Source organism: Pseudomonas sp. TWP3-1 (assembly GCF_049896625.1).
Classification (GTDB): Bacteria; Pseudomonadota; Gammaproteobacteria; order Pseudomonadales; family Pseudomonadaceae; genus Aquipseudomonas.
This window is the reverse complement of the sequence record NZ_JAFCUQ010000016.1, coordinates 60,012-83,290: the sequence shown is the minus strand read 5'-3', so window position 1 is coordinate 83,290 and position 23,279 is coordinate 60,012. Positions and strand designations below refer to the sequence as shown.

The 23,279-nt window shown below is 59.2% G+C and carries 16 protein-coding genes; 12 read left to right on the top strand and 4 right to left on the bottom strand.

Annotated elements, in window-relative coordinates:
- Positions 1-45: 45 nt before the first annotated feature.
- The 10 genes from ACP7BN_RS20675 to ACP7BN_RS20630 all read left to right on the top strand — a co-directional run bounded on the left by ACP7BN_RS20675 (position 46) and on the right by ACP7BN_RS20630 (position 12,898).
- Positions 46-915 carry an esterase/lipase family protein gene (locus tag ACP7BN_RS20675; RefSeq protein WP_426205864.1) on the top strand — a complete coding sequence of 290 codons (870 nt, stop codon included), beginning with the start codon at positions 46-48 and terminating at the stop codon, positions 913-915.
- A 99-nt stretch (positions 916-1,014) separates the two neighbouring features.
- Positions 1,015-1,296, top strand: coding sequence for a peptidylprolyl isomerase (locus ACP7BN_RS20670; RefSeq protein ID WP_003445034.1), 282 nt, complete (start codon positions 1,015-1,017; stop codon positions 1,294-1,296).
- Between the two features lie 135 nt (positions 1,297-1,431).
- On the top strand, positions 1,432-3,300 hold the full coding sequence (locus tag ACP7BN_RS20665; protein ID WP_426205863.1) for an extracellular solute-binding protein: 1,869 nt from the start codon (positions 1,432-1,434) through the stop codon (positions 3,298-3,300).
- A complete protein-coding gene (locus ACP7BN_RS20660) occupies positions 3,300-4,361 on the top strand; it encodes a microcin C ABC transporter permease YejB (RefSeq protein WP_420649126.1) in 1,062 nt (353 codons plus the stop codon). The genes ACP7BN_RS20665 and ACP7BN_RS20660 overlap by 1 nt, the downstream gene beginning before the upstream one ends.
- On the top strand, positions 4,361-5,383 hold the full coding sequence (locus tag ACP7BN_RS20655; protein ID WP_426205862.1) for an ABC transporter permease: 1,023 nt from the start codon (positions 4,361-4,363) through the stop codon (positions 5,381-5,383). The genes ACP7BN_RS20660 and ACP7BN_RS20655 overlap by 1 nt, the downstream gene beginning before the upstream one ends.
- A gap of 13 nt (positions 5,384-5,396) precedes the next feature.
- On the top strand, positions 5,397-6,980 hold the full coding sequence (locus tag ACP7BN_RS20650) for an ABC transporter ATP-binding protein (RefSeq protein WP_426205932.1): 1,584 nt from the start codon (positions 5,397-5,399) through the stop codon (positions 6,978-6,980).
- Positions 6,977-8,392, top strand: coding sequence for a sigma-54 interaction domain-containing protein (locus ACP7BN_RS20645; RefSeq protein WP_426205861.1), 1,416 nt, complete (start codon positions 6,977-6,979; stop codon positions 8,390-8,392). Before ACP7BN_RS20650 ends, ACP7BN_RS20645 begins: the two co-directional genes overlap by 4 nt.
- A 286-nt stretch (positions 8,393-8,678) precedes the next feature.
- Entirely contained in the window at positions 8,679-10,070 is a 1,392-nt protein-coding gene (locus tag ACP7BN_RS20640; RefSeq protein WP_426205860.1) for a GntP family permease, read from the top strand.
- A gap of 7 nt (positions 10,071-10,077) precedes the next feature.
- A complete protein-coding gene (gene hbdH, locus ACP7BN_RS20635; RefSeq protein WP_426205859.1) occupies positions 10,078-10,851 on the top strand; it encodes a 3-hydroxybutyrate dehydrogenase in 774 nt (257 codons plus the stop codon).
- Between the two features lie 91 nt (positions 10,852-10,942).
- Positions 10,943-12,898 carry an acetoacetate--CoA ligase gene (locus ACP7BN_RS20630; RefSeq protein WP_426205858.1) on the top strand — a complete coding sequence of 652 codons (1,956 nt, stop codon included), beginning with the start codon at positions 10,943-10,945 and terminating at the stop codon, positions 12,896-12,898.
- A 45-nt stretch (positions 12,899-12,943) separates the two neighbouring features.
- Here ACP7BN_RS20630 and ACP7BN_RS20625 read toward each other — a convergent pair whose 3' ends face one another.
- Together ACP7BN_RS20625 and ACP7BN_RS20620 are read right to left on the bottom strand one after the other, a co-directional pair.
- The gene (locus ACP7BN_RS20625) at positions 12,944-16,750 is read right to left on the bottom strand and encodes a hypothetical protein (protein WP_426205857.1); all 3,807 of its coding nucleotides are present in this window, start codon (positions 16,748-16,750) and stop codon (positions 12,944-12,946) included.
- Positions 16,751-16,885: 135 nt separating this feature from the next.
- Complete coding sequence (locus ACP7BN_RS20620; protein ID WP_426205856.1) at positions 16,886-17,995, bottom strand: PilT/PilU family type 4a pilus ATPase; 1,110 nt, start codon at positions 17,993-17,995, stop codon at positions 16,886-16,888.
- Between the two features lie 126 nt (positions 17,996-18,121).
- Here ACP7BN_RS20620 and ACP7BN_RS20615 point away from each other — a divergent pair, with 126 nt between their 5' ends.
- Both ACP7BN_RS20615 and ACP7BN_RS20610 read left to right on the top strand, forming a co-directional pair.
- Positions 18,122-20,659: a PAS domain S-box protein gene (locus ACP7BN_RS20615; protein ID WP_426205855.1), complete on the top strand. Its 2,538-nt coding sequence runs from the start codon at positions 18,122-18,124 to the stop codon at positions 20,657-20,659.
- 50 nt (positions 20,660-20,709) lie between these two features.
- Positions 20,710-20,985, top strand: a complete 276-nt coding sequence (locus tag ACP7BN_RS20610; RefSeq protein ID WP_007912322.1) for a peptidylprolyl isomerase — start codon at positions 20,710-20,712, stop codon at positions 20,983-20,985.
- Positions 20,986-21,107: 122 nt separating this feature from the next.
- On the opposite strand, the gene ACP7BN_RS20605 is transcribed toward ACP7BN_RS20610, so the two are convergent.
- Positions 21,108-22,040, bottom strand: coding sequence for a sugar kinase (locus tag ACP7BN_RS20605; protein ID WP_426205854.1), 933 nt, complete (start codon positions 22,038-22,040; stop codon positions 21,108-21,110).
- Entirely contained in the window at positions 22,040-23,257 is a 1,218-nt protein-coding gene (locus ACP7BN_RS20600) for an amino acid deaminase (protein ID WP_426205853.1), read from the bottom strand. The genes ACP7BN_RS20605 and ACP7BN_RS20600 overlap by 1 nt, the downstream gene beginning before the upstream one ends.
- Positions 23,258-23,279: the final 22 nt, after the last annotated feature.

Genomic DNA, 23,279 nt, shown 5'->3' with positions numbered 1-23,279 from the left:
GACACGCAGACAACGTCGATCAACTTCTGCGATTTAGGTGCAAATATGCAACGGAATGCCACAACTCGTTACCCCATCCTGTTGGTGCACGGACTGTTCGGATTTGAGCGAATCGGCCCCTTCGACCTGTTCCACGGCGTTACACAGGCACTCAAAGACGCCGGTAATCGAGTGTTTGTGCCGCACCTCTCGGCGACTCAAGACAACGAAGTTCGGGGTGAGCAACTGCTCTTGCAGATAGACTCCGTGCTGCGAGGCACGGGCGCGGCCAAAGTCAACCTGATCGGACACAGTCAGGGCGCACTCTCCGCCCGATACGCTGCGGCGCTTGCACCACACCACGTCGCTTCAGTGACCTCGGTCAGCGGGCCAAATCACGGTTCGGAACTTGCAGATTTCCTGCGCAAGGCGTTGGTACCGGGACGATTACCGGAAACGGTCGCGCAAAATGTCGCGACGCTGTTCGGCGACTTCCTGTCGCTGATCAGTGGCAGCACCACACTGCCGCAAAACGCGCTGGCCTCACTTGATGCCCTGACGACCGAAGGCGTCGGAAAATTCAATGACAAGTACCCGCAAGGCTTGCCTGAAACATGGGGCGGACACGGAGCGGAACAGGTCAATGGCGTGCGCTACTACTCCTGGAGCGGTGTCGTACCGGATGCAGTCTTGCCAGCGGTTGATCCGGTGCGAAGTGTCTGCACAGCCCTTTCGGCATATTTTGTGACCGAGCCTGCGCAGAACGACGGTTTTGTCGGTCGCTTCAGCTCTCATCTCGGAACCGTGATCCGTTCTGATTATCCCCACGACCATTTAGCTAGCCTGGGTCGAGCCCATGGCCGACGACCATCACCTGTTGACTCGATTCAGCTCTACGTCGAGCATGCCTTGCGCCTGCAAGCAGCGAATCTCTAGGTGCAGTGATCAGACAAGCGAATGGAACTTTGCCGAGAAATCGGCCACTGAATCCGGTAGGCTCCACCCTTTACTGAATCTTGATTGGAGAGTTTCCCCATGGCTAAAGCCACTGCCCGCCACATCCTCGTTGCCAGCGAAGACAAGTGCAACGAACTCAAGGCCCAGATCGAAGGCGGCGCTGATTTCGCCGAAGTCGCCAAAGCCAATTCCACCTGCCCGTCCAGCCGTCAGGGTGGCGATCTCGGTTCGTTCGGTCCTGGTCAGATGGTCAAGGAATTCGACACCGTGGTATTCAGCGCGCCGATCAATGTCGTGCAAGGCCCGGTGAAAACCCAGTTCGGTTATCACCTGCTGGAAGTGACCAGCCGTCAGGACTGATCCGTCGTCCGACTCGCTTGAAAACGGCCCGCCTATTGGTGGGCCGTTGTGTTTTGGTAACACGATACGGCTGGCGGGCACCGCGTTGCTCGCGTACAAATTGCGCTTATCGATCACCCGGCGCTAAGGCTGACAATGCGACTGGCTTTCCCCACATTGATGTTCACTGCCGTGGCCCTGCTGTTTGGCGCCGCAGGTGTGGACGCTGCTCCGCAACATGCATTGACCGTTTATGGCGAACCGGCGAAGTATCCAGCCGGCTTCAGCCACTTCGACTACACCAACGCGCAGGCACCGAAGGGTGGCACCATGCGCCGCTCAGCCGTCGAAATCGGCCATTTCGACCATCTGCTGCCTTATATAGACAAAGGTATCGGCGTCTCCCAGATCGACGGCATGCTGTATTCGCCGCTGGCCCAGCGTTCACAGGACGAGCCGTATACGGTCTACGGCCTGGTCGCGCAGAAGATGGAGCGCTCCGAGGACGGCCTGTCGCTGCGCTTTTTCATCAATCCCAAGGCGCGCTTCGCCGATGGCAAACCGATCACCGCCGAGGATGTGCGCTACACCTACGATTTGTTGATGACCCAGGGCAGCCTGCGCTACCGCACTCAGTTTGCCGACGTCAAAGGCGTCGAAGTCGAAGCGCCACTGACCGTGCGTTTCGATTTCAAGAGCAACGAGAACCGTACCCTGCCGCTAGACATCGCGACTCTGCCGGTGTTTCCCGAACACTGGTGGAAAACCCGGGATTTTGCCGGTGGTGGCGGCTATGAACCACCGTTGGGCAGCGGCCCGTATCGCGTCGGCAAGGTCGACTCCGGGCGCAGTATCACCTTCGAGCGCAATGCCGACTGGTGGGGCAAGGATCTGCCGGTCAGCCGTGGGTTGTACAATTTCGATCACTTCAGTATCGAGTACTTCGGCGACACCGACGTTGCCCGTCAGGTATTGCGCGGCGGCGCTTACGACTACAACCGCGAATTCTCCGCCACCGGCTACTCCATCGGTTACGACAGCCCGGCGTTGAGTGACGGGCGTCTGCAAAAAGCCCATCTGGCAACCGAGGCGCCGCAATCGGCGCAAGGTTTCGTGTTCAATCTGCAAAAACCGCTGTTCGCCGATCGGCGCGTGCGTCAGGCACTGGCCATGCTCTGGGACTTCGAGTGGAGCAACCGGCAGATGATGCGCAACCTGTACATTCGCCAGCAGAGCTATTTTTCCAACAGCGACCTCGCCGCTCGGCAACTGCCGGACGCTGCCGAACTGAAAATTCTCGAACCCCTGCGCGGGCAAATACCCGATGAGGTATTCAATAAAGTCTTCGAAGCGCCGAAGACCGACGGCAGCGGAGTGATTCGCGACAAGCAGTTGCAAGCGCTTGAGCTGCTGGAACAGGCCGGATGGAAGCCGGAGGGCGATCAACTGGTCAATGCGCAGGGCGAACCGTTGAGCTTCACCTTTCTGGTCAGCCAGAACGGCATGGATCGCTTGCTCTTGCCGTACAAGCGCACACTGAAGCAGATCGGCATCGACCTCAACATCCGCCGCATCGACTCCTCGCAATACGTCAACCGTTTGATGAGCCGTGACTACGACATGATCGTCACCGGCTACCCCGTCACCACTTCCCCGGGTGGCGAGTTGCTCAACTATTTCGGTTCAGCCTCGGCCAACGATCCCGGCGCCAACAACTACATGGTGCTGAAGAACCCCGCGGTCGACACCTTGATCAACGGCCTGATCCGCGCCTCGACCCAGCCCGACATGCTGCGCTACGCCCACGCGCTGGATCGTGTGCTGCAATGGAACTACTACTGGATCCCCAACTATTACCCGCCGGGCACCTCGACGGTGTGGTGGAACCGCTTTGGCATCCCGACTGTTCAGGCGAGCAATGACGAGGCCATCGAGAGCTGGTGGGAGATCAGCCGCACGCCGCTGACCAATCAACAGATGACGGCCGAGAAAATCAGCCGTGGCAGACCCGGAGGGCCGCGCTGATGTGGGCTTATATACTGCGACGTCTGCTGCTGATCATTCCGACGCTGGTGATCATTCTGCTGGTCAATTTCGTGATCATTCAGGCCGCACCGGGCGGTCCGGTGGAGCAAGCCATTGCGCACTTGCAGGGTATCGGCGGCAGCAATGTCGGCGGCGGTTCCAGTGAGACCATGAGCGGCACCTCGCGCGCCAGCCGTGGCCTCGACCCGCAACTGATCAAAGACATCGAAAAACAGTACGGCTTCGACAAACCGGCGCATGAGCGCCTGTGGCTGATGCTGAAGAATTACGCGCAGCTGGACTTCGGCAAGAGCTTCTTCCGCGGCGCCACGGTCACCGATCTGATCCTTGAAAAAATGCCCGTGACCATTTCCCTTGGATTGTGGGCGACGCTGATTACTTATCTGGTATCGATCCCGCTGGGCATACGCAAAGCCGTGCATCACGGCAGTCACTTCGACATCTGGAGCAGCACCGCGATCATCATCGGTTACGCGATGCCGGCGTTTCTGTTTGCGATGTTCCTGATCGTGGTCTTCGCGGGCGGCACTTCCCTGAATTGGTTTCCGGTACGCGGACTGGTTTCAGACAACTTCGAATCGCTGTCGACCCTCGGCAAAATCACCGACTATTTCTGGCACCTGGTGCTACCGGTGACGGCATTGGTGATCGGTGGTTTTGCGACGCTGACCATCCTCACCAAGAACTCGTTCCTCAATGAAATCACCCGTCAGTACGTGGTCACCGCCCGCGCCAAAGGCCTGAGCGAACGCCGAGTGCTGTACGGCCATGTGTTCCGCAACGCCATGCTATTGGTGGTTTCGGGAATTCCTCAGGCATTCATCAGCGTGTTCTTCGCCGGTTCGTTGCTGATCGAGGTGATCTTCTCCCTCGACGGCCTCGGACGCATGAGTTACGAAGCGGCCGTATCGCGCGACTATCCGGTGGTGTTCGGCTCGCTGTTCATCTTCACGCTGTTCGGCCTGCTGATAAAACTCATCGGCGACCTGTGCTACACGCTGGTCGACCCGCGCATCGACTTTGCCGCGAGGAACGCCTGATGTTCAAGCTATCGCCGTTGGGCCGCCGCCGCTTCGAACGTTTCAAGAAAAACCGCCGGGGCTGGTGGTCGCTGTGGCTGTTTATCGGCCTGTTCCTGCTAAGTCTCGGTGGTGAGTTGATCGCCAACGATAAACCGTTAATGGTCAGCTATCAGGGCGACTGGTACTTCCCGGTATTCAAGCGCCACACTGAGCAGGAGTTCGGCGGACAACTGCCGTTTCAGGCCGACTACCGCAGCGATTACGTGCAGAACCTGATTCGCAAGGACGGTGGCTGGCTGCTGTTTCCGCCAATCCCGTTCAGTGATGACACGCCGAACTACGAACTGAACAAACCGGCGCCGAGTCCGCCGTCGGCCGTCAACTGGCTGGGCACCGACGACCAGGCACGAGATGTGCTGGCGCGGGTGATTTTCGGTGCGCGGGTGTCGATCCTGTTTGCGCTGATGCTGACCTTGGTCAGTGCGCTGATCGGCATTGCCGCCGGTGCGTTGCAGGGTTATTACGGCGGCTGGGTCGATCTGATCGGTCAGCGCTTGCTGGAAGTCTGGTCAGGGTTGCCGGTGCTGTATCTGCTGATCATTCTCTCCGGTTTTGTCGAGCCGAACTTCTGGTGGCTACTGGGGATCATGGCGCTGTTTTCCTGGCTGGCGCTGGTGGACGTGGTGCGTGCCGAGTTCCTGCGCGGGCGCAATCTCGAATACGTCAAAGCAGCGCGGGCATTGGGTCTGACCGACCGCAAGGTGATCTTCCGGCACATTCTGCCGAACGCGATGAATGCGACCCTGAGCTATCTGCCGTTCATTCTGACCGGGGCAATTTCCACCCTCACGGCGCTGGACTTCCTCGGTTTCGGCATGCCGGCCGGCAGCGCTTCGCTGGGCGAATTGATCGGTCAGGGCAAGCAGAACCTGCAAGCGCCGTGGCTCGGGCTCACCGCGTTCTTCACCTTGGCGTTGATTCTCTCTTTACTGGTTTTCATCGGCGAGGCGTTGCGTGATGCCTTCGATCCGCGATCCTGAGGCGCAGGCACAAATGACTGACAACCTGATCGAAATCCGTGACCTCAACGTCGCCTTCCATGGCCAGGTTGTGGTGCGCAATCTGTGCCTCGACATCCGCCCCGGCGAATGTCTGGCACTGGTCGGCGAATCCGGCTCTGGCAAATCAGTGACCGCGCATTCGATCCTGCAATTGCTGCCCGAGGGCGAAGCGCAAACCACCGGCAGCATTCGCTATCGCGGGCAGGAGCTGGTCGGCACCGACCCGAAGATCTTGCGCGAGCTGCGCGGTAATCGCATCGCCATGATCTTTCAGGAGCCAATGACCTCGCTCAACCCGTTGCACAGCATCGAAAAACAGATCGGCGAAACCCTGCTGCTGCACCGGGGGTTGGGCGGCAAACAGGCACAAAAACGCATCCTCGAATTGCTCGAGCTGGTGGGCATTCAGAAACCGCAAGAGCGGCTCAAGGCTTATCCGCATCAACTCTCCGGCGGCCAGCGCCAGCGCGTGATGATCGCCATGGCTCTGGCCTGCGAGCCGGAACTGCTGATCGCCGACGAGCCGACCACCGCGCTCGACGTCACCGTGCAGCGCAAGATCCTGCTGCTGCTCAAGTCCCTGCAACAACGGCTCGGCATGTCGTTGCTGCTGATCAGCCACGATCTGAACCTGGTGCGCAGCATCGCGCAACGGGTGTGCGTGATGAAAGCCGGCGAAATTGTCGAGCAGGCGCCCTGCGAAACGCTGTTCACCGAGCCGAAACACCCTTACAGCTGCGTGCTGCTCAACGCTGAGCCGGAAGGCGAAGCGCTGACCCGGGCCGAGCGGGAAAACGTCCTGGAAGTGGAAAACCTGCGGGTTGACTTCACCGTCGGCGGTGGTTTGTTTCAGCGCAAGCAATACCTGCGCGCAGTTGACGGCATCAGCCTGAACATCCAGCGTGGCAAGACCTTGGGCATCGTTGGCGAGTCCGGTTCAGGCAAGTCGACACTGGGCCAGGCAATCCTGCGGTTGCTCGACTCAGAAGGCAGCATTCGCTTCCAGGGCGAATCCCTCGACCGCCTCAATCAGAAGCAGATGCGTCCGTGGCGCCGACAGATGCAGGTGGTGTTTCAGGACCCGTTCGGCAGCCTCAGCCCGCGCATGTCGGTGGCGCAGATCATCAGCGAAGGGCTGGAGGTGCATTGCCAGTCCACCGCTGATGAGTGCGACGCACAGGTGATTCGCGTGCTCAAGGAGGTCGGCCTCGACCCCGACAGCCGTCACCGCTATCCCCATGAATTCTCCGGCGGCCAGCGCCAGCGCATCGCTATCGCCCGCGCATTGGTGTTGAAACCGGCGCTGATCCTGCTCGACGAACCGACCTCGGCGCTCGATCGCGCGGTACAGAAACAAGTGGTCGCCCTGCTCCGCGATCTGCAGGAAAAACACGGTTTGACCTATCTGTTCATCAGCCACGACCTCGCCGTGGTGCGTGCCTTGGCCCACGACATGATCGTGATCAAGGACGGCAAAGTGGTCGAGCGCGGGGCGAGCCATGATGTGTTCGACTCGCCGCAGCATCCGTACACCAAAGAGCTGTTGGCGGCGGCGCATCCGGGTTCAGTCCGATGAACAGCACCGAAAGCCTCAAGGACTACCAACGCGTCCGCACCTTGGCGATCCGCTCGCTGTTCGAGATCATCGAGCAGTCCAGCGAAGGCACGGTGATTGTCGACCGCGACGCGAACATCGTCTGGATGAACGAGCGTTATGCCCGACGATTCGGCCTCGAATCCGCCGAGGGCGCCATCGGCAAACCTTGTGAAAGCGTGATCCCCGGCAGTCTGCTGCGCGAAGTGGTGCGCACTGGCCGGCCGATTTTGCTGGACATGCAGGACACCCCCAAAGAGCCGCTGGTGGTGATGCGCCTGCCGATCCACGACGACGCTGGCTCAGTAATCGGCGCCATCGGTTTCGCCCTGTTCGACGAATTGCGCACGCTGTCGCCGATGCTCAAGCGCTACCTGAGCATGCAGGAGGAGCTGGCTTCGACCCGCTCGCTGCTGCGCGCCCGCCAGACCAAATACAACTTCGCCCATTTCATCGGCACCAGCGCCGCCAGCCTCGAAGTCAAACGTCGCGCCCGGCGTAGTGCCAGCGCCGAATCGCCGGTATTGCTGCTCGGCGAGACCGGCACCGGCAAAGAACTGCTGGCGCAGGCGATCCACAGCGCTTCGCCGCGAGCGCACAAAGCCTTCGTCAGCATTAACTCCGCAGCCATTCCGGAGGCGCTGCTCGAAGCGGAGTTCTTCGGCACCGCGCCGGGGGCTTTTACCGGCGCTGACCGTAAGGGTCGAACCGGCAAATTGCAGATTGCTCAGGGCGGCACGTTGTTTCTTGATGAGATCGGCGATATGCCGCTGCCGCTGCAGAGCAAACTGCTGCGCGTGTTGCAGGAAAAGGAATTCGAACCGGTCGGCTCCAACGACGTGATTCAGAGTGATGTGCGGGTGATTGCCGCGACCTCGACGGATCTGGAAGCGGCGATCAAGCGTGGCGAGTTTCGTGCGGATTTGTACTACCGCCTCAACGTGTTGCCGATCAAGGTTCCGCCGTTGCGCGAGCGTCTCGATGACCTGCCAGCACTGAGTGAAGCGATTCTTGAAGAGCTGCGCAGCCAGCATGAGCTGCATCGTGAGGCGCTGGAGTTGCTGGGGCAGCACGCATGGCCGGGGAATATCCGCGAGTTACGCAACGTGCTGGAGCGGGCGGCGCTGTTGAGTGATGACTTGCTGTTGACGGAGCATGACATTCGCGTGGCGATTGGTACGTTTACCCCGGTTGAGCGGACGTCAACGGCGTCCGCCGAAGCGCTGTCAGGCGAAACCTTCAGTCAGGCGCGCGAGCGGTTTGACCGGCAATTGATTGAGACGACCCTCGCGCAATGCGGGGGCAAAGTCGTTGAAGCGGCTGAGCGTTTGGGGCTTGGGCGGTCGACGTTGTACAAGAAAATGGTCGCACTTGGAATTGCCGAATCTCGATAAAGAGACTAGATCTCCATATTGAGATAGATCCCCGGGATCGCTTCGCGATCATCGCTAGCAGGCTAGCTCCCACAGGGAGAACGCGTTTCTACTGTGGGAACTAGCCTGCTAGCGATGACGATAGACCATAACCAACAATCTCTAGATTGAGACAGAAAATCGAATTTATTACCTCGCATTGAAATATATTCATATATTTCAATCACTTAACTGTTGGCACACATCTCGCAATAGTCCCTTCCTACAAAGCATCACCCACAAAAATAACAATCCCAGGAGACACACCATGAGTGTGATCATTGCCTTGGCAGCCCTCGCGCTGCTGATGCTCGCGGCCTACCGTGGCTACAGCGTTATCCTTTTCGCCCCGATCGCCGCCCTCGGCGCTGTCCTGTTAACGGACCCCTCCGCCGTCGCCCCTGCATTCACCGGGGTGTTCATGGAGAAAATGGTCGGCTTCATCAAACTGTATTTCCCGGTATTCCTGCTTGGCGCGGTGTTCGGCAAGTTGATTGAGTTGTCGGGGTTCTCGCGTTCGATTGTCGCGGCGGCGATTCGTCTGCTCGGCACCCGCCAGGCGATGCTGGTGATCGTGCTCGTCTGCGCCGTGCTCACTTACGGCGGCGTGTCCCTTTTTGTGGTGGTGTTTGCGGTGTATCCGTTCGCCGCAGAAATGTTCCGCCAGAGCAATATCCCCAAGCGCCTGATCCCGGCGACCATCGCCCTCGGCGCGTTCTCGTTCACCATGGACGCCCTGCCCGGCACACCGCAGATTCAGAACATCATCCCCAGCACCTTCTTCAACACCACGGCGTGGGCAGCGCCGTGGCTGGGGGTGATCGGCACGATCTTCGTGTTCTGCGCCGGCATGCTGTTCCTGCAGCGGCAACGCAACAAGGCGCAACGCGCCGGCGAAGGCTATGGCACTGAACTGCGCAACGAACCGGAAACAGCTGAAGACCTGAAGCTGCCGAACCCATGGCTGGCGCTGTCGCCGCTGTTGGCGGTGGGCGTGATGAACTTGCTGTTCACCCACTGGATTCCGCAGTGGTACGGCAAGACTCACAGCCTGGCGCTGCCGGGCATGGCTACGCCGGTCACCACCGAAATCGCCAAACTGACGGCGATCTGGGCGGTGCAGGCAGCCCTGCTGATCGGCATTCTGATGGTGTTGGCATTTGGCTTTAATGCGATCAAAAGCAAACTCGCCGAGGGCAGTAAAAGCGCGGTCAGCGGTGCGCTGCTGGCGGCGATGAATACTGCATCGGAATACGGTTTCGGCGCGGTGATCGCCTCGCTACCGGGTTTTCTGGTGTTGGCCGACTGGCTCAAGGGCATCCCCGATCCGCTGGTCAACGAAGCGATCACCGTGACCTTGTTGGCGGGTATCACCGGTTCCGCTTCGGGCGGCATGAGCATCGCCCTGGCGGCGATGTCCGAGCAGTTCATCAGCGCCGCCCACGCCGCGAATATTCCGCTGGAGGTGTTGCACCGAGTGGCGGCGATGGCCAGCGGCGGCATGGACACCCTGCCGCACAATGGCGCGGTAATCACCTTGCTCGCGGTCACCGGCCTGACCCACCGTGAAGCCTACAAAGACATTTTCTGTATTACGCTGATCAAGACCCTGGCGGTTTTCGTGGTGATCGGCACTTTCTACGCCACTGGCATTGTGTGAGGTATTGATGACGACTCTTTCAGGCAAGACCGCGCTGGTTACCGGTTCCACCAGCGGCATCGGGCTGGGCATCGCCCTGACGCTGGCCAAGGCTGGCGCCAATCTGATCCTCAACGGTTTTGGCGATGCGTCCAAAGTGATTGCCGAAGTCGAGCAATTTGGCGGCAAGGTCGGGCATCACCCGGCCGACGTCAGCGACCCGGCGCAGATTACCGAGATGATCGCCTACGCCGAGCGCGAGTTCGGCGGCGTCGACATTCTGGTGAACAACGCCGGTATTCAGCATGTGGCAGCGGTTGAAGAATTTCCGGTGGAGCGTTGGGATTCGATCATTGCGATCAACCTGTCCTCGGTATTTCACAGCACGCGTCTGAGCTTGCCGGGCATGCGCAGCAAGGGCTGGGGGCGGATCGTCAACATCGCTTCGGTGCATGGTCAGGTCGGTTCGACCGGCAAAGCTGCGTATGTGGCGGCCAAACACGGGGTGATCGGTTTGACCAAGGTTGTCGGCCTGGAAACCGCCACCAGCAATGTCACCTGCAACGCGATCTGCCCTGGCTGGGTGTTGACGCCGCTGGTGCAGAAGCAGATCGATGACCGGATTGCCACGGGCGTCGAGCCGCAGCAGGCGCAGCATGATTTGCTCGCGGAAAAACAGCCGTCGCTGGAGTTCGTTACACCGGCGCATCTGGGGGAACTGGTGCTGTTTTTGTGCAGCGAGGCGGGTAGCCAAGTGCGCGGTGCGGCGTGGAATATTGATGGTGGCTGGCTGGCGCAGTGAGCAACTGGTAGACCGCGTTATCGTTCATCGCGGGCAAGCCACGCTCCCACAGGTTTTGTGTTGGATCTGAAGATAAAACAAGAGGCAAACCATGTCCGACATTCTCTGGCAACCCGATGCCAAGCGTATCGCCAACTCCCGCATGGACATGTTCCGGCGCTGGGTTAATCAGCGCCATTCGTTGGATCTGCACGACTACCCTGCCCTGCACCAATGGTCGATCGACCAGCGTGAAGCGTTCTGGCAGGCAATCGTCGATTTCTTCGATATTCGCTTCCACACACAACCAGATACGGTACTGCGCGAAGGCACACAAATGCCCAGCGCCGAATGGTTTCCCGGTGCGACGCTGAACTTTGCCGAACACCTGCTGCGTCGCCGCGACGATGCCGTTGCTGTCATCGCAGTCGCGGAGAATGGTCAGCGCGAACAGCTGACCTGGGCCGAACTGGCCGAGCAAGTCGCAGGCTTTCAAGCCAGCCTGCAAGCAGCGGGAATCGGCATTGGCGACCGCGTGGCGGCGTGCATGCCCAACACCTGGCAGACCTTGGTGGCGATGCTCGCGACCACCAGCCTTGGCGCGATCTGGTCGTGTTCATCGCCAGACTTCGGCACCCACGGTGTGATCGACCGCTTCGGCCAGATCGAACCGAAGGTGCTGATCACCTGCGCCGGTTACCGCTATGCCGGCAAGTACATCGACCAAAGCCAAAAGCTCAACGAAATCCTCGAACAACTGCCGTCACTCGAGCAACTGATCATCGTGCCGTACGCGCGAACGCAGGCCCACATCGAGGATTACCGCACGCAGGCCAACGTCACGCTTTGGGATGATTTCTATCAACCCGGCGGCGAGCCGCATTTCGTCGCGGTGCCCTTCGCTCATCCGCTGTACGTGCTGTATTCCAGCGGCACCACCGGTGTGCCGAAATGCATCGTGCACAGCACGGGCGGTGTGTTGCTGCAACACGTCAAAGAGCACGGGCTGCACGTCGATCTCGGCCCCGGCGATCGTTTGTTCTACTACACCACCTGCGGCTGGATGATGTGGAACTGGCTGGTCTCGGCGCTGGCGGTCGGCAGCGCAGTGCTGCTGTATGACGGCTCGCCGTTTCATCCGGATAATGCGCGCCTGCTGGAGTTGATCGAGGATGAGCGGGGCAGTGTGTTCGGCACCAGTCCCAAGTATCTCGCGACGCTGGAAAGCAATGGCCTCAAGCCGCGCGAAAGCCATGATTTGAGTAGCCTGAAAACCCTGCTCTGCACTGGCTCGGCGCTGTCGCCACAGAGCTACGATTTCGTCTATCGCGACTTCAAACCGGACGTGTGCCTGGCCTCAATGTCCGGCGGTACTGACATCGTGTCGTGCTTCGTCAACGGCAATCCGCTGTCGCCGGTACGCCGGGGCGAGAATATGGGCAAGAGCCTGGGCATGGCGGTCGCGGTATGGAACGACGCCGGCCATGCGGTGATCGGCGAAAAAGGCGAACTGGTCTGCACCCGGCACTTCCCGGCGATGCCGGTTGGCCTGTGGAATGACCCGGACCGCGAGAAGCTGCGCAAATCCTATTTCAGCCAGTTCCCCGGCGTGTGGGCGCAGGGCGATTACGCGGAGGAACTGGCGCATGGCGGGATGGTCATTCACGGACGCTCCGATGCAGTGCTCAACCCCGGCGGCGTGAGGATCGGCACAGCGGAAATCTACCGGCAGGTGGAAAAAGTCGCTGAAGTGCTCGACAGCGTGGCCATCGGCCAACAGTGGCAGGACGACGTGCGCGTGGTGTTGTTCGTGCGCCTCAAGGATGGCGTAGTGCTGGATGAGGCGTTGCAGCAGCAGATTCGCCAGGTGATCCGCGCCAACACCACGCCGCGGCATGTGCCGGCGAAAATCGTTGCGGTGACTGATATTCCGCGCACCATCAGCGGCAAGATCGTGGAACTGGCGGTGCGTAATGTGGTGCACGGTGAACCGGTGAGGAACACCGATGCGCTGGCCAATCCCGAAGCGCTGGAGCAGTTTCGCGATCGACCTGAACTGAACCACTGAGACAGCGCCCCTGCGAGAGGAGCGCTGTTTTGCAATGCAGGCGGATTATTCTGGACGGTTCAAGGTGAGTAAGACCGGTTCGCTAATCGCACCGGCAGCACGTGACGCGAGGCACTGTTCGATGGTTTCGAGGTTGCGCTCGAATTCGAATTTGTCGGTGTAATACTGGTCCAGCAGCGAAATGACCAGCGCCAACGAGTCGGCATTTTCAATGGCTTTGGCTGCCGGATGGTATTGCACCGTGGCGCCACTCTCTGCCACTTGAAGTTGACCGCTTGCCAGATCGAGCAACGCCGCCACGTTCAGCGACTGGTCGGTAGCCCCTTCTGCTGCTGCATCGCTGGCGTAGCTGACATCTTTGGTTTGCGCTGCACCATGCAGCATCTCGTGAATCAGGTCATCTGCCACTACACCATGGTTGTAACCGTGTCCGATGAAATGAGCGTTCAGATTGCGCGTAAAGATCTCCATGAACATCACCTTAGGCCGCTCGTTGGCACTGGCGGCGATCCATTGCCGGTACAACTGCGGATTGAAGGCAGCGATATTGCCGTTGTCCTTGTATGGGTCCAGAAGCAGATTGCTCAGAGACAAACCGGCGAAATCGGTACGGATCAGTTTCAGGTATTTCAGCAACCGATCTGTCGCATCCGAGGCGTTGCTCCCCAAAAACGCTTTGATGATGAGGTCGCGATCCTTGGTGAAGTCGTGATCACTGAAGGCCTTGATCGCTTGCTCGATCTTGGCTTTAGCGCCAGGCAGACTTTTCTCGATGAAAGCCCGGGTGTAGCTGACCGGTAATGTTTTCTGGAAACGATTCGCCCTGAACGGTGCATTGAAGGTGAAGTTGCTCAACTTTGGCCCCCAGGCTTTGCCCGTGCGATCAAGCGCATACCAGTGAAAATCTGCGCGCGCGGCCAGCACGGTCAATGTGTCTGCGCTGGTCGCTTTCGGTTGCCAGGTGCCTTGCGCCATAGCGGCGCCGTTGTCCGCACTCGCCAGATGCGCGGGTTTGCCGGTGCCCTTGATATGACTCATCTGTGCTTTCGCCAGCGCGATAACCTCTTGGGTTTGCCGACTCAGACGCAGCCCGCCCTTATAGACTAGCTTGCCCGTGCCGCGCACGACCGACGGCAGATCGTCCAAAGGATTGAAAATTGAAATTCCGCTGATAATCACCAGTTTCGCCAGATGCCCCAACTTGGCGGACATGCTGGTAGCTTTGGCCACAATCGAAGCCGTTTTGCTGGCGACGCCGGCAACTGTGCCCAACAGCGCAATGGCATCCATGGCGCAACCGTAGATGCCGTCGACCACAAGGTTGTGTTCACCGGAGGACAGGTCTTGAATGCATCGCTTGAACGGCACGGCCAGATCAACGATGTAAGTCCCGACCACTTCACCTTTTGCCCGCTCGCGCTCAAGTACCGTAGGCTGCGTGGCCGCCGCCTGCAATTGATCGAACGTCATCAACGGGTGACGCGAAACAACCAGCGCTGAAATCTGCTCTATGCGCGGGTCTGAGAAGTTCTGAAATTCGCTGTCCTTGGGTTTCGAAGCCGTCGCCGGCGCTGGCAACTCGATCAACTTGTCGATAATCGCTGTGCTAGTGGTGACGCTGAAATCGTTCGCTACACCCTCCGCATAACATTTGAAATTGATCGGCAGGCGTTCTGTGGGTGTTGGCGGTACATGGGTTTTAAGATCACCCTTGAAATCCACTCGGGCGGGTGAGTTCAGTTTCCCGCTTTTGACGATCAGCGCGCCGAGCTCATCATTGCGTTGGATCTCACCCCGCAAAGTGAACATTTCATAGCAGCTTACTTTGCCCTCATATGCGACACACATGACAATGCCGAAACGGCCGGTCGCAGCATCTTTGCCGGCCTGACTCTCTACGTGCTCCACTCGGATGAGCGGTCCACTTATTGGTGTGGTTCGGGTAGTGACCGCTGAATCTCGTACGGTGAAAAAGGTCAGTTGCCCGCGCAACACATCTTGCAAGTCGTAACGGGACAACCGTGCCAAGGCCAATTTGATAGTGGTCGCAAGCGCGCTATTCAATTCATTCAAATAGCTATGCAGTTGACGGTTGAATTCGAGATTGTTATCGGCCATATGCAGCAGTTGCGGATAACGAGTGTAGATACTGGCGACCTTCGGATCGTAAAGCTGCGGTCTGCCAGTGCCGGTTACGTCACTCAGCAAATCGGGCGCCTTACTGTCGGGGAAGACCGCACGGAAGTCCCATTCCTGTTTTTTCAAGTCGCCGGACATATGTAAATCGACCAACGACATCCGCGTCGGCGAAGCGTAAAGGCCTGGCCGCTGATTCAGCACCGGAGTCTCCAGAAAATCACAGGCTGGAGCCGCTCGGGTCAGAGCGGCGCGCGCGATGATTTTGCGGTCGGGTAATGGCGTTGCATAGGCATGCCCCACTTGCGAGAAATTTGCCACGTAGTGCTGGTACGCCGTAATTGCCCGTTGTGTGGTCGCCTGCTCGGCCTGGCGAAGTTCGGTCTCGGTCACGACGCTGTTGATCAACGCCCAATCAACGATCGGATCAATCAACGCCAGCATCTGCACATCGGCCATTGCCTGGCTGACCGGTTCCAACTCCGCATATGCCATGACCTGCGAATAAGTCATCACCCGGGCGGCTCCGCGCGCGACAGCTTCGACCAAAGCCACGGCGCGGCAGAAGGCGACCCACTCCAGCGACCCGACCATCAGGGAGGTGGGAACCTGCCTGACAAGGAACTCAGGGGCGTTTTGTGCCAGGCACAAATGAATTGCCAGCGGTGCAGCATCTTGATTTACCCAAGCATTGGCCACCATGTGAGCGCGCAGTCCTTCGATAACTACTGCCGCAGGCCGACCCAGATAGCGTGGCGAGTACATTTCATAAGTGCCAACCGACTTTCTGCCCTGATGCATGCCAAATAACGGATTGATATCCAGCAACATGGCCGTCACCAGCAGTTGTTCTAGCTGCGTCGCCGACGTTACCTGACCGGTCTGCGCGCCGAACCAGCCAAGTCGCTGCAAGCATGAGTTGGCCAGACTTTGCGCAAGCGGATGGCCGATCACTTGCTTCAACAACTGCGCAGCATTGTCATGCACGGCTACCCCGACTCGGGTTCCGCGCAATAGATTATCCAATAGCCGAGTATTACCAGGTACGTGCTGAGCCGTAACATTTTTGATCGCAGTACATTGTTCTGCAGATAAGACGATCAACGCATGATCATCTGTGATCAGTTGACCCCAGTAGTTGCCGAGACCATCAACTTCAGGAAATTCAAACTCGAAATAATCAATCAGATTTTCTAATTGGGCAATGTTTTCCGGTACATCGAAACCGTGGAATTCAAGCCATTGATTTACCATTATTTCATTGTCGGACCAGATGTACCCTCCGGCTGCTGTGGCAATATCCGTGAGCATGGGTATCAAGCTCTTCTCGATTTCCAGGTCATCAAGATACCCAAGTGCGACGAAATCCAGCCAGCTCGTCTCAGCTAAAACTTCCATTTTGCCAGTTCGCGTTACGCATACCGGCGGACGGTCGCTGAGAGTCTCCCGAGTCAACAAAGACCGAACAGAGACCCTGCTGATCAACTCGATCAACAGCTTTTGACCTGGCGCGTGAATGTCATACAGCGACGAGTGTTTCTGCAACTCGAACTGGTAGTCCCAGCCGAGGATCTGCTGTTCTGGAGGCTGCTTGTTCAAGCAGGTTTTTAGTTCCGCCAACACCAACTCACGTTCCTTTGCATCCGCCGTCACACGCTGTCGCGCATCATCAGCCGACGCATACTTGTAAAACTTTCTTCCCGATTCAATATTCACTACATCAAACTCACAAAATGTTTATGCCAACTTGGCGGGAGCAATCTTACTTCTCGCCAAGTCTATTTCCAGCATGCAATCATGAGGTGACGTTTCAGCGCACCAGCCTCTAACATCAAACATTCAACGAGCAAACTATTCGAGCAACCCCCACTCCCCTGTCGCGGGGCCAGACACTATGCCTTGCTGGACTTCCAATTTCAGTCGCAACTTCAAATTATTGCTTGAGTCAGCATATTTAAGCGCTTCAGATTCGCTGATAACACCATCGACAACTAACTTGTAAAGCGCATCATCAAAAGTCTGCATGCCCAACTCGCGGGACTTTTCCATAATGTTTTTCAGTTCACCCAACTCATTGCGGCGAATCAAATCACCAATGGTCGGTGTCCCCAACATGACTTCGACGGCGGCCCGTCGTTGTCCGTCCAGCGTGCGCAGCAAGCGTTGGGACACGAACGCTTTCAGATGATTGCCCAACGCATGTAGCAGCTGCGGCCGGCGCTCTTCAGGGAAGAAATTAATGATCCGGTCCAGCGCCTGATTGGCGTTGTTGGCGTGCAACGTCGATAGCACCAGATGCCCGGTCTCGGCAAACGACAACGCATGTTCCATGGTCTCGCGGTCGCGGATTTCGCCGATCAGCACCACATCCGGCGCCTGGCGCAGGGTGTTTTTCAGCGCTGCATGAAAGCTGCGCGTATCGACGCCGACTTCGCGCTGGTTGATGATCGATTTTTTGTGCCGATGGATATATTCCACCGGATCTTCGATGGTAATGATGTGCCCGCTGCTGTGCCGATTGCGATGATCGATCAGCGCCGCCAGTGAAGTGGATTTACCCGAATCGGTGGCGCCGACAAACAGGATCAACCCTTGCTTGAGCATTACCGTTTCGAGCAACACCGGCGGCAGTTTGAGGTCTTCAAAACGCGGAATGTCGAGCTTGACGTTGCGGATCACGATTGACACATCGTTGCGTTGCTTGAAGATATTGACCCGAAAGCGGCCGATGCCTGCGCGCGAGATCGCCAGGTTCATTTCCAGATCCCGGTCGAACTCCCGGCGTTGCTCGGCGTCCATCAGGGAGGTGGCGATGGTTGCGACCTCGCCGGGTTTGAATGGCTGTTCGCTCAACGGCGCCAGCACCCCGTCGAATCGCGCACTGGGCGGCGCGCCGGTGGACAGGAACAGGTCCGAACCGTGACGGCTCGCCAGTTGATTGAGCAGTGCATCGATTTCCATGGCAACAACACCTGCGAAGCTTTCAATGATCAGGGACAACCCGCACCGTGACGCAGCGGGCCAAACAGCGTCTACCGAACTAGGATAGTAGACGCCGCCTCACCGACCGACGCTCAGGACTTTTAGATGAACGCTGTACCCACCCGCAACGACGCCCAGGCACTGATTGCCCGAACCGACTGGAGCCGCACGCCACTGGGCGCTGCCGGAACCTGGCCGCAGAGCCTGCGAACTGCGGTGGACATCGTGCTGCACTCGCCAATGCCGATGCTGTTGTTGTGGGGGCCGGAGCTGACACAGATCTACAACAACGGCTTCGCCCTGCTCGCCGGCAGCAAGCATCCGTACGCTTTCGGACAACCGGCGAACCTGATATGGCCAGAACTTCGAGACTTTACTGACCCGATTTACAGCGCCGTCCTACAAGGCGAAGTACGCACCTACAGCGAACGGCGCTTTACCCTACAACGCGATGGCCAGGAATCCGACTTCTGGCTCGACCTGACCTACAGCCCGATCCGCGATGAACGTGCGCAGGTCGCCGGGATTCTGGTCACGGCCATCGAAACCAACGAACGCCGACGCATCGCCCTGGAACTCCAGCAGCGCTCCGACGACAGCCTCAAGGCCCAGCGCGAAACCGAAGAACGCCTGCAACTGGCGCTGGCCGCAACTGATGCAGTTGGGACCTGGGATTGGGATATCGGCGAAGACCGTTTCATTGCCGACGCGCATTTTGCGCAATTGCACGGTGTCGATCCGGCGCTGGCCGAGCAATTGCCGATCAGCGAATACCTGCAAGGCGTGCACCCCGAAGACCGCGCGCTGATTGCCCGTAGCATCAAACATTGCATCACCCACGGTACCGAATACGCCGAGGAATATCGCCTGCTGCGCGCCGACGGCGAGTTGCGCTGGGTGTTTGCTCGCGGTCGTTGCTACAAGGATCACCACGGGCGGCCGACGCGCTTTCTCGGCGCGGCGCTGGATCTGACCGAGCGCAAACACACCGAACAGGCGCTGCGCCAAAGCCAGACCGAGTTGCAGTTGATCATCAACGCCATGCCGATTCTGATCAGCTACGTCGACCACGAAGAGCGCTTTCGCTTGAACAACGCCGCTTACCTCGACTGGTACGGCCTCACGCCGCAGGAACTCTACGGCCGCACCATTCGCGACGTGCTCGGCGATGAAGCCTACTTTCTGCGAGCACCGTATATTGCCGAAGCATTGGCCGGGCGGCCCTGTTCGTTCAGTCTGTACACCCCTCACCGCGATGGCAGCCAGCGTCATGCACTCATGAATTACCTACCGCGCCACGGTCCGGACGGCTCGGTGAATGGTTTCTATATTTTCGTGATCGATGAAAGCGAGCGTAAGAAGACCGAGGAAGCGCTGCGTCACCTCAATGAAACCCTTGAAGAACGCGTCAGCGCGCGTACCGAGCAACTGGCGCAGGCCAACGAGCGTTTGCAGAACGAAATGGTCGAACGCGAGCGCGCCGAGGATGCATTGCGGCATGCGCAGAAAATGGAAGCGGTCGGCCAGCTCACCGGCGGCATCGCGCATGACTTCAACAACATGCTTACCGGGATCATCGGCAGCCTCGATTTGATGCAGCGCTACATCGCTAACGGTCGCGCCGACGAGATTGGCCGTTTCACTGAAGCGGCGGTGTCATCGGCCAACCGCGCGGCGGCGCTGACCCACCGTTTGCTGGCGTTCTCGCGCAGGCAATCGCTGGATCGCAAGACGCTGGACGTCAACGAGCTGGTGCTCTCGCTCGAAGACCTGATCCGCCGCACAAAGGGTGATCCGATCGCCCTCACGCTGAAGCTGACCGACAACCTGTGGCCTGTGAGCACCGACGTCAGCCAACTGGAAAACGCCCTGCTCAACCTCGTTATCAACGCCCGCGACGCAATGCCCGATGGCGGTGAACTGGTGATCGAGACGGCGAATGTCTACCTCAATGGCAGCGATATCACCACGCTGGAACCGGTCAAGGCTGGCGATTACTTGATGCTCGCGGTCAGCGATAACGGCAGCGGCATGACGCCGTCGGTACTGTCGAAAGCCTTCGATCCTTTTTTCACCACCAAGCCTATCGGCCAGGGTACGGGTCTGGGATTGTCGATGATTTATGGTTTCGCCCAGCAATCCGGTGGGCACGTCAGCCTCGACAGCTTGCCCGGCAAAGGCACTTGCGTGCGTCTGTACTTGCCGCGTTTGCGCACATCGGAACCGGAACAGCCCGCGCTGGAAACGCTGAGTGAATCGCCTGCCATCGCCAGCGGCGAAACGGTCCTGGTAGTCGAGGACGACCCGGCCGTGCGCATGCTGGTGCTCGATTTGCTCAAGGAACTTGGCTACAGCGCACACGAAGCCGAAGACGCAAAAAGCGCGTTGCCGCTCCTCGAATCCGAGCTGCGCGTGGATCTGCTGGTGACCGATGTCGGCCTGCCAGGCATGAACGGCCGGCAACTGGCGGAGATTGCCCGTCAGCATCGACCGGGGCTCAAGGTGTTGTTCATGACCGGTTATGCGCACAAAGCCGCCGAGCGTCAGGGCTTTCTCGAGGACGGCATGGACATGGTCGCCAAACCGTTTGCCATCGAGCTGCTGGCGGGCAAGATCCGCACGATGCTCAACCAGACACCGTGACTTGAGGCATAATCCGCGCCCCGCCGTCACCCCGCTACAGGTATTGCACGATGAAAGCCCAAGCCCGCCACATTCTGGTGAAAACCGCCGAAGAGGCCGAACAGCTCAAACAACGCATCGCCAAGGGCGAAGCCTTTGATGTGCTGGCCAAGAAATTCTCGACCTGCCCGTCCGGTAAGCGCGGCGGTGATCTGGGTGAAGTGCGACCGGGGCAGATGGTCGGCGCGATCGATGCGGTGATCTTCAAAAAGCCGCTGCGCACCGTGCATGGGCCGATCAAAAGCAAATTCGGTTACCACCTGGTGCAGGTGTTTTACCGCGATTGATCACTTGGCTCCAGGGCCTCATCGCGGGCAAGCCCGCTCCCACAGGGTTCTGCTGTGCATGCGATCCCTGTGGGAGCGGGCTTGCCCGCGATCCGATTGCGCAGCAAGCGGCCATCCAGGAGTTATCTGGGGATCAGTGCTCCGGAAACCTGGATGACTTGGCTCGCGAGCAGGTGCCCCGCCTGTGCCGCTTCAACCGGACTGCCCCCCAGCAACCGCCGCGCCAGATACGCCGCACTGAATGAATCTCCCGCCGCCGTGGTGTCGACGACCTTCTCGACTTTCTGCGCCGGCACCTCGAACGCCTCCCCGCCACAGCGAATCAAACACGCCTCGGCACCGCGCTTGAGCACCACTTCCGGCGTGCCGATCTGCGCGTAGGCGTCGAACACCGCCTCGCAACTGGAGAAATGAAACAGCGCCTGCTCATCCTCCAGCGTCAACAACGCCAGATCGACATGCGGCAAAACGCTGCGATAGGCCGCCCGCGCTTCCTCTTGCGAAGCCCACAGGCGTGGCCGGAAGTTGTTGTCGAAGACGATGCGTGCGTCACGCTGGCGGGCCTCGACCAAAGTCTCGATCAGTTTCTCGCGGCCCTGCGCACCGAGCACCGCCAGCGTGATACCGCTGAAATACAGCACGTCGTAATCCGCCAGCGCCGCCAGAATCGGTGCAGCGGCCGGCGTGGTGAAGCAATCGCGCACGGCGGCTTCGTTGCGCCAGTACAGAAAACGCCGCTCACCCGCGGCGTCAGTCTGGATGCAATACAGCCCCGGCAAACGCCCGGGCAAGCGCTGCACCAAGTCCAGGCCGATACCTTCATCTGCCCAAATGCGGCACATGGCGTCGCTGAAACTGTCGTCACCCAACGCCGTGACGTAATCGACCTGCGCGTGGTCGCCCATGGCACGCGACAGATAAACCGCAGTGTTCAACGTGTCACCGCCGAAACTCTGTTGCAGACTGCCGTCGGCACGTTGCTGCAGTTCGATCATGCATTCGCCGATCAGGGCGATGCGCGGGGCGTTCGGCCCCAGAGTGCTGAGGGTGTTCATCAGAAGCAGGTTTCCATGCTTTCGATCACTGCCAGTTGCTCATCCACCAGCAAACCTGTGCGCCACTTGTCAAAGGTCAGGCACGGGTGCGACGTGCCGAAGGAAATGATGTCGCCGACGCGCAGTTGAACACCCGGCGCCACGCTCATGAACGCATGCTGATCCATCACCGCCGTGACTTTGCACGCGCCGACATCCTCACCCACCGCCGGCAGCACGCCGGCCTTGTAGCGCAGCAACGGCACCGGCAGCCCGGCGTCATACGCCACATCGCGTTTGCCGAGAGCGATCACCGCAAAACCCGGCTCCGGCAATGACTGCACATGCGCCCAGACTTCCAGCGCTGGACGCAGGCCTTCGTGCAAATCACTGCGACGGTCGAGCACGCAGCACTGCGCTTCTTTGTAGATGCCGTGGTCATGCGCCACGTAACTGCCCGGACGCAACACACTGAGGAAACGCCCGCCAGCGTTCTGCGCTTCGAAGGATTCGGCGATCAGGTCGTACCATGCCGAACCCGATGCGGTAATGATCGGCTTGCCAATCGCAAACGCGCCGCTGTCCTGCAACTGCACCGCCAGACGCACCAGCGAGGCAGCGAATTCGCGGATGCCGCTGACCGCATGATCACCATGGATTACACCTTCGTAACCTTCAATCCCGGTCAGCGCCAGCGCCGGTTGCGCGTCAATCGCCTTGGCCAGCTCGATGACTTCCTGTTCGCTGCGGCAACCGCAACGGCCGCCAACTACGCCGTATTCAATCATCACGTTCAGACGCACACCGCGCGCGGCGAAATAGGCACCCAAGTCCGCAACATTGTCCGGGTGATCGACCATGCAATAGAACTCGAAGGTCGGGTCTGCCAGCAGATCGGCAATCAGCGCCATGTTCGGCGTGCCGATCAATTGGTTGGCCATCAATACCCGGCGCACACCGTGGGCGTAAGCGGCCTGCGTCTGCGTGGCGCTGGCGAGGGTGATGCCCCATGCTCCGGCGTCGAGTTGTCGGTGGAACAGCGCCGGGGTCATGCTGGTTTTGCCGTGGGGCGCGAGTTCGGCGCCGCTGTCGCTGACGAATTTCTGCATCCAGCGGATGTTGTGCTCCAGTGCTTCGCGGTGCAGCACCAGCGCCGGCAGGCTGACATCGCGCACCAGTTGCGCGCCGATTGCGGCATCGCCCTTGTTCACGGCAGCAGAGTTGTTGGCAGTCGTCATGGTCGAACTCCTCACAGTCGCG

What these genes read in the sequence shown, in the direction of transcription:
- ACP7BN_RS20660 (WP_420649126.1), top strand. Translation starts at nt 3,300, where the DNA reads ATGTGGGCTTATATACTGCGACGTCTGCTGCTGATCATTCCGACGCTG.
- ACP7BN_RS20670 (WP_003445034.1), top strand. Translation starts at nt 1,015, where the DNA reads ATGGCTAAAGCCACTGCCCGCCACATCCTCGTTGCCAGCGAAGACAAG.
- ACP7BN_RS20620 (WP_426205856.1), bottom strand. Translation starts at nt 17,995, where the DNA reads ATGGAAATCGATGCACTGCTCAATCAACTGGCGAGCCGTCACGGTTCG.
- ACP7BN_RS20605 (WP_426205854.1), bottom strand. Translation starts at nt 22,040, where the DNA reads ATGAACACCCTCAGCACTCTGGGGCCGAACGCCCCGCGCATCGCCCTG.
- ACP7BN_RS20615 (WP_426205855.1), top strand. Translation starts at nt 18,122, where the DNA reads ATGAACGCTGTACCCACCCGCAACGACGCCCAGGCACTGATTGCCCGA.
- ACP7BN_RS20650 (WP_426205932.1), top strand. Translation starts at nt 5,397, where the DNA reads ATGACTGACAACCTGATCGAAATCCGTGACCTCAACGTCGCCTTCCAT.
- ACP7BN_RS20655 (WP_426205862.1), top strand. Translation starts at nt 4,361, where the DNA reads ATGTTCAAGCTATCGCCGTTGGGCCGCCGCCGCTTCGAACGTTTCAAG.
- ACP7BN_RS20640 (WP_426205860.1), top strand. Translation starts at nt 8,679, where the DNA reads ATGAGTGTGATCATTGCCTTGGCAGCCCTCGCGCTGCTGATGCTCGCG.
- hbdH (WP_426205859.1), top strand. Translation starts at nt 10,078, where the DNA reads ATGACGACTCTTTCAGGCAAGACCGCGCTGGTTACCGGTTCCACCAGC.
- ACP7BN_RS20630 (WP_426205858.1), top strand. Translation starts at nt 10,943, where the DNA reads ATGTCCGACATTCTCTGGCAACCCGATGCCAAGCGTATCGCCAACTCC.
- ACP7BN_RS20610 (WP_007912322.1), top strand. Translation starts at nt 20,710, where the DNA reads ATGAAAGCCCAAGCCCGCCACATTCTGGTGAAAACCGCCGAAGAGGCC.
- ACP7BN_RS20675 (WP_426205864.1), top strand. Translation starts at nt 46, where the DNA reads ATGCAACGGAATGCCACAACTCGTTACCCCATCCTGTTGGTGCACGGA.
- ACP7BN_RS20600 (WP_426205853.1), bottom strand. Translation starts at nt 23,257, where the DNA reads ATGACGACTGCCAACAACTCTGCTGCCGTGAACAAGGGCGATGCCGCA.
- ACP7BN_RS20645 (WP_426205861.1), top strand. Translation starts at nt 6,977, where the DNA reads ATGAACAGCACCGAAAGCCTCAAGGACTACCAACGCGTCCGCACCTTG.
- ACP7BN_RS20665 (WP_426205863.1), top strand. Translation starts at nt 1,432, where the DNA reads ATGCGACTGGCTTTCCCCACATTGATGTTCACTGCCGTGGCCCTGCTG.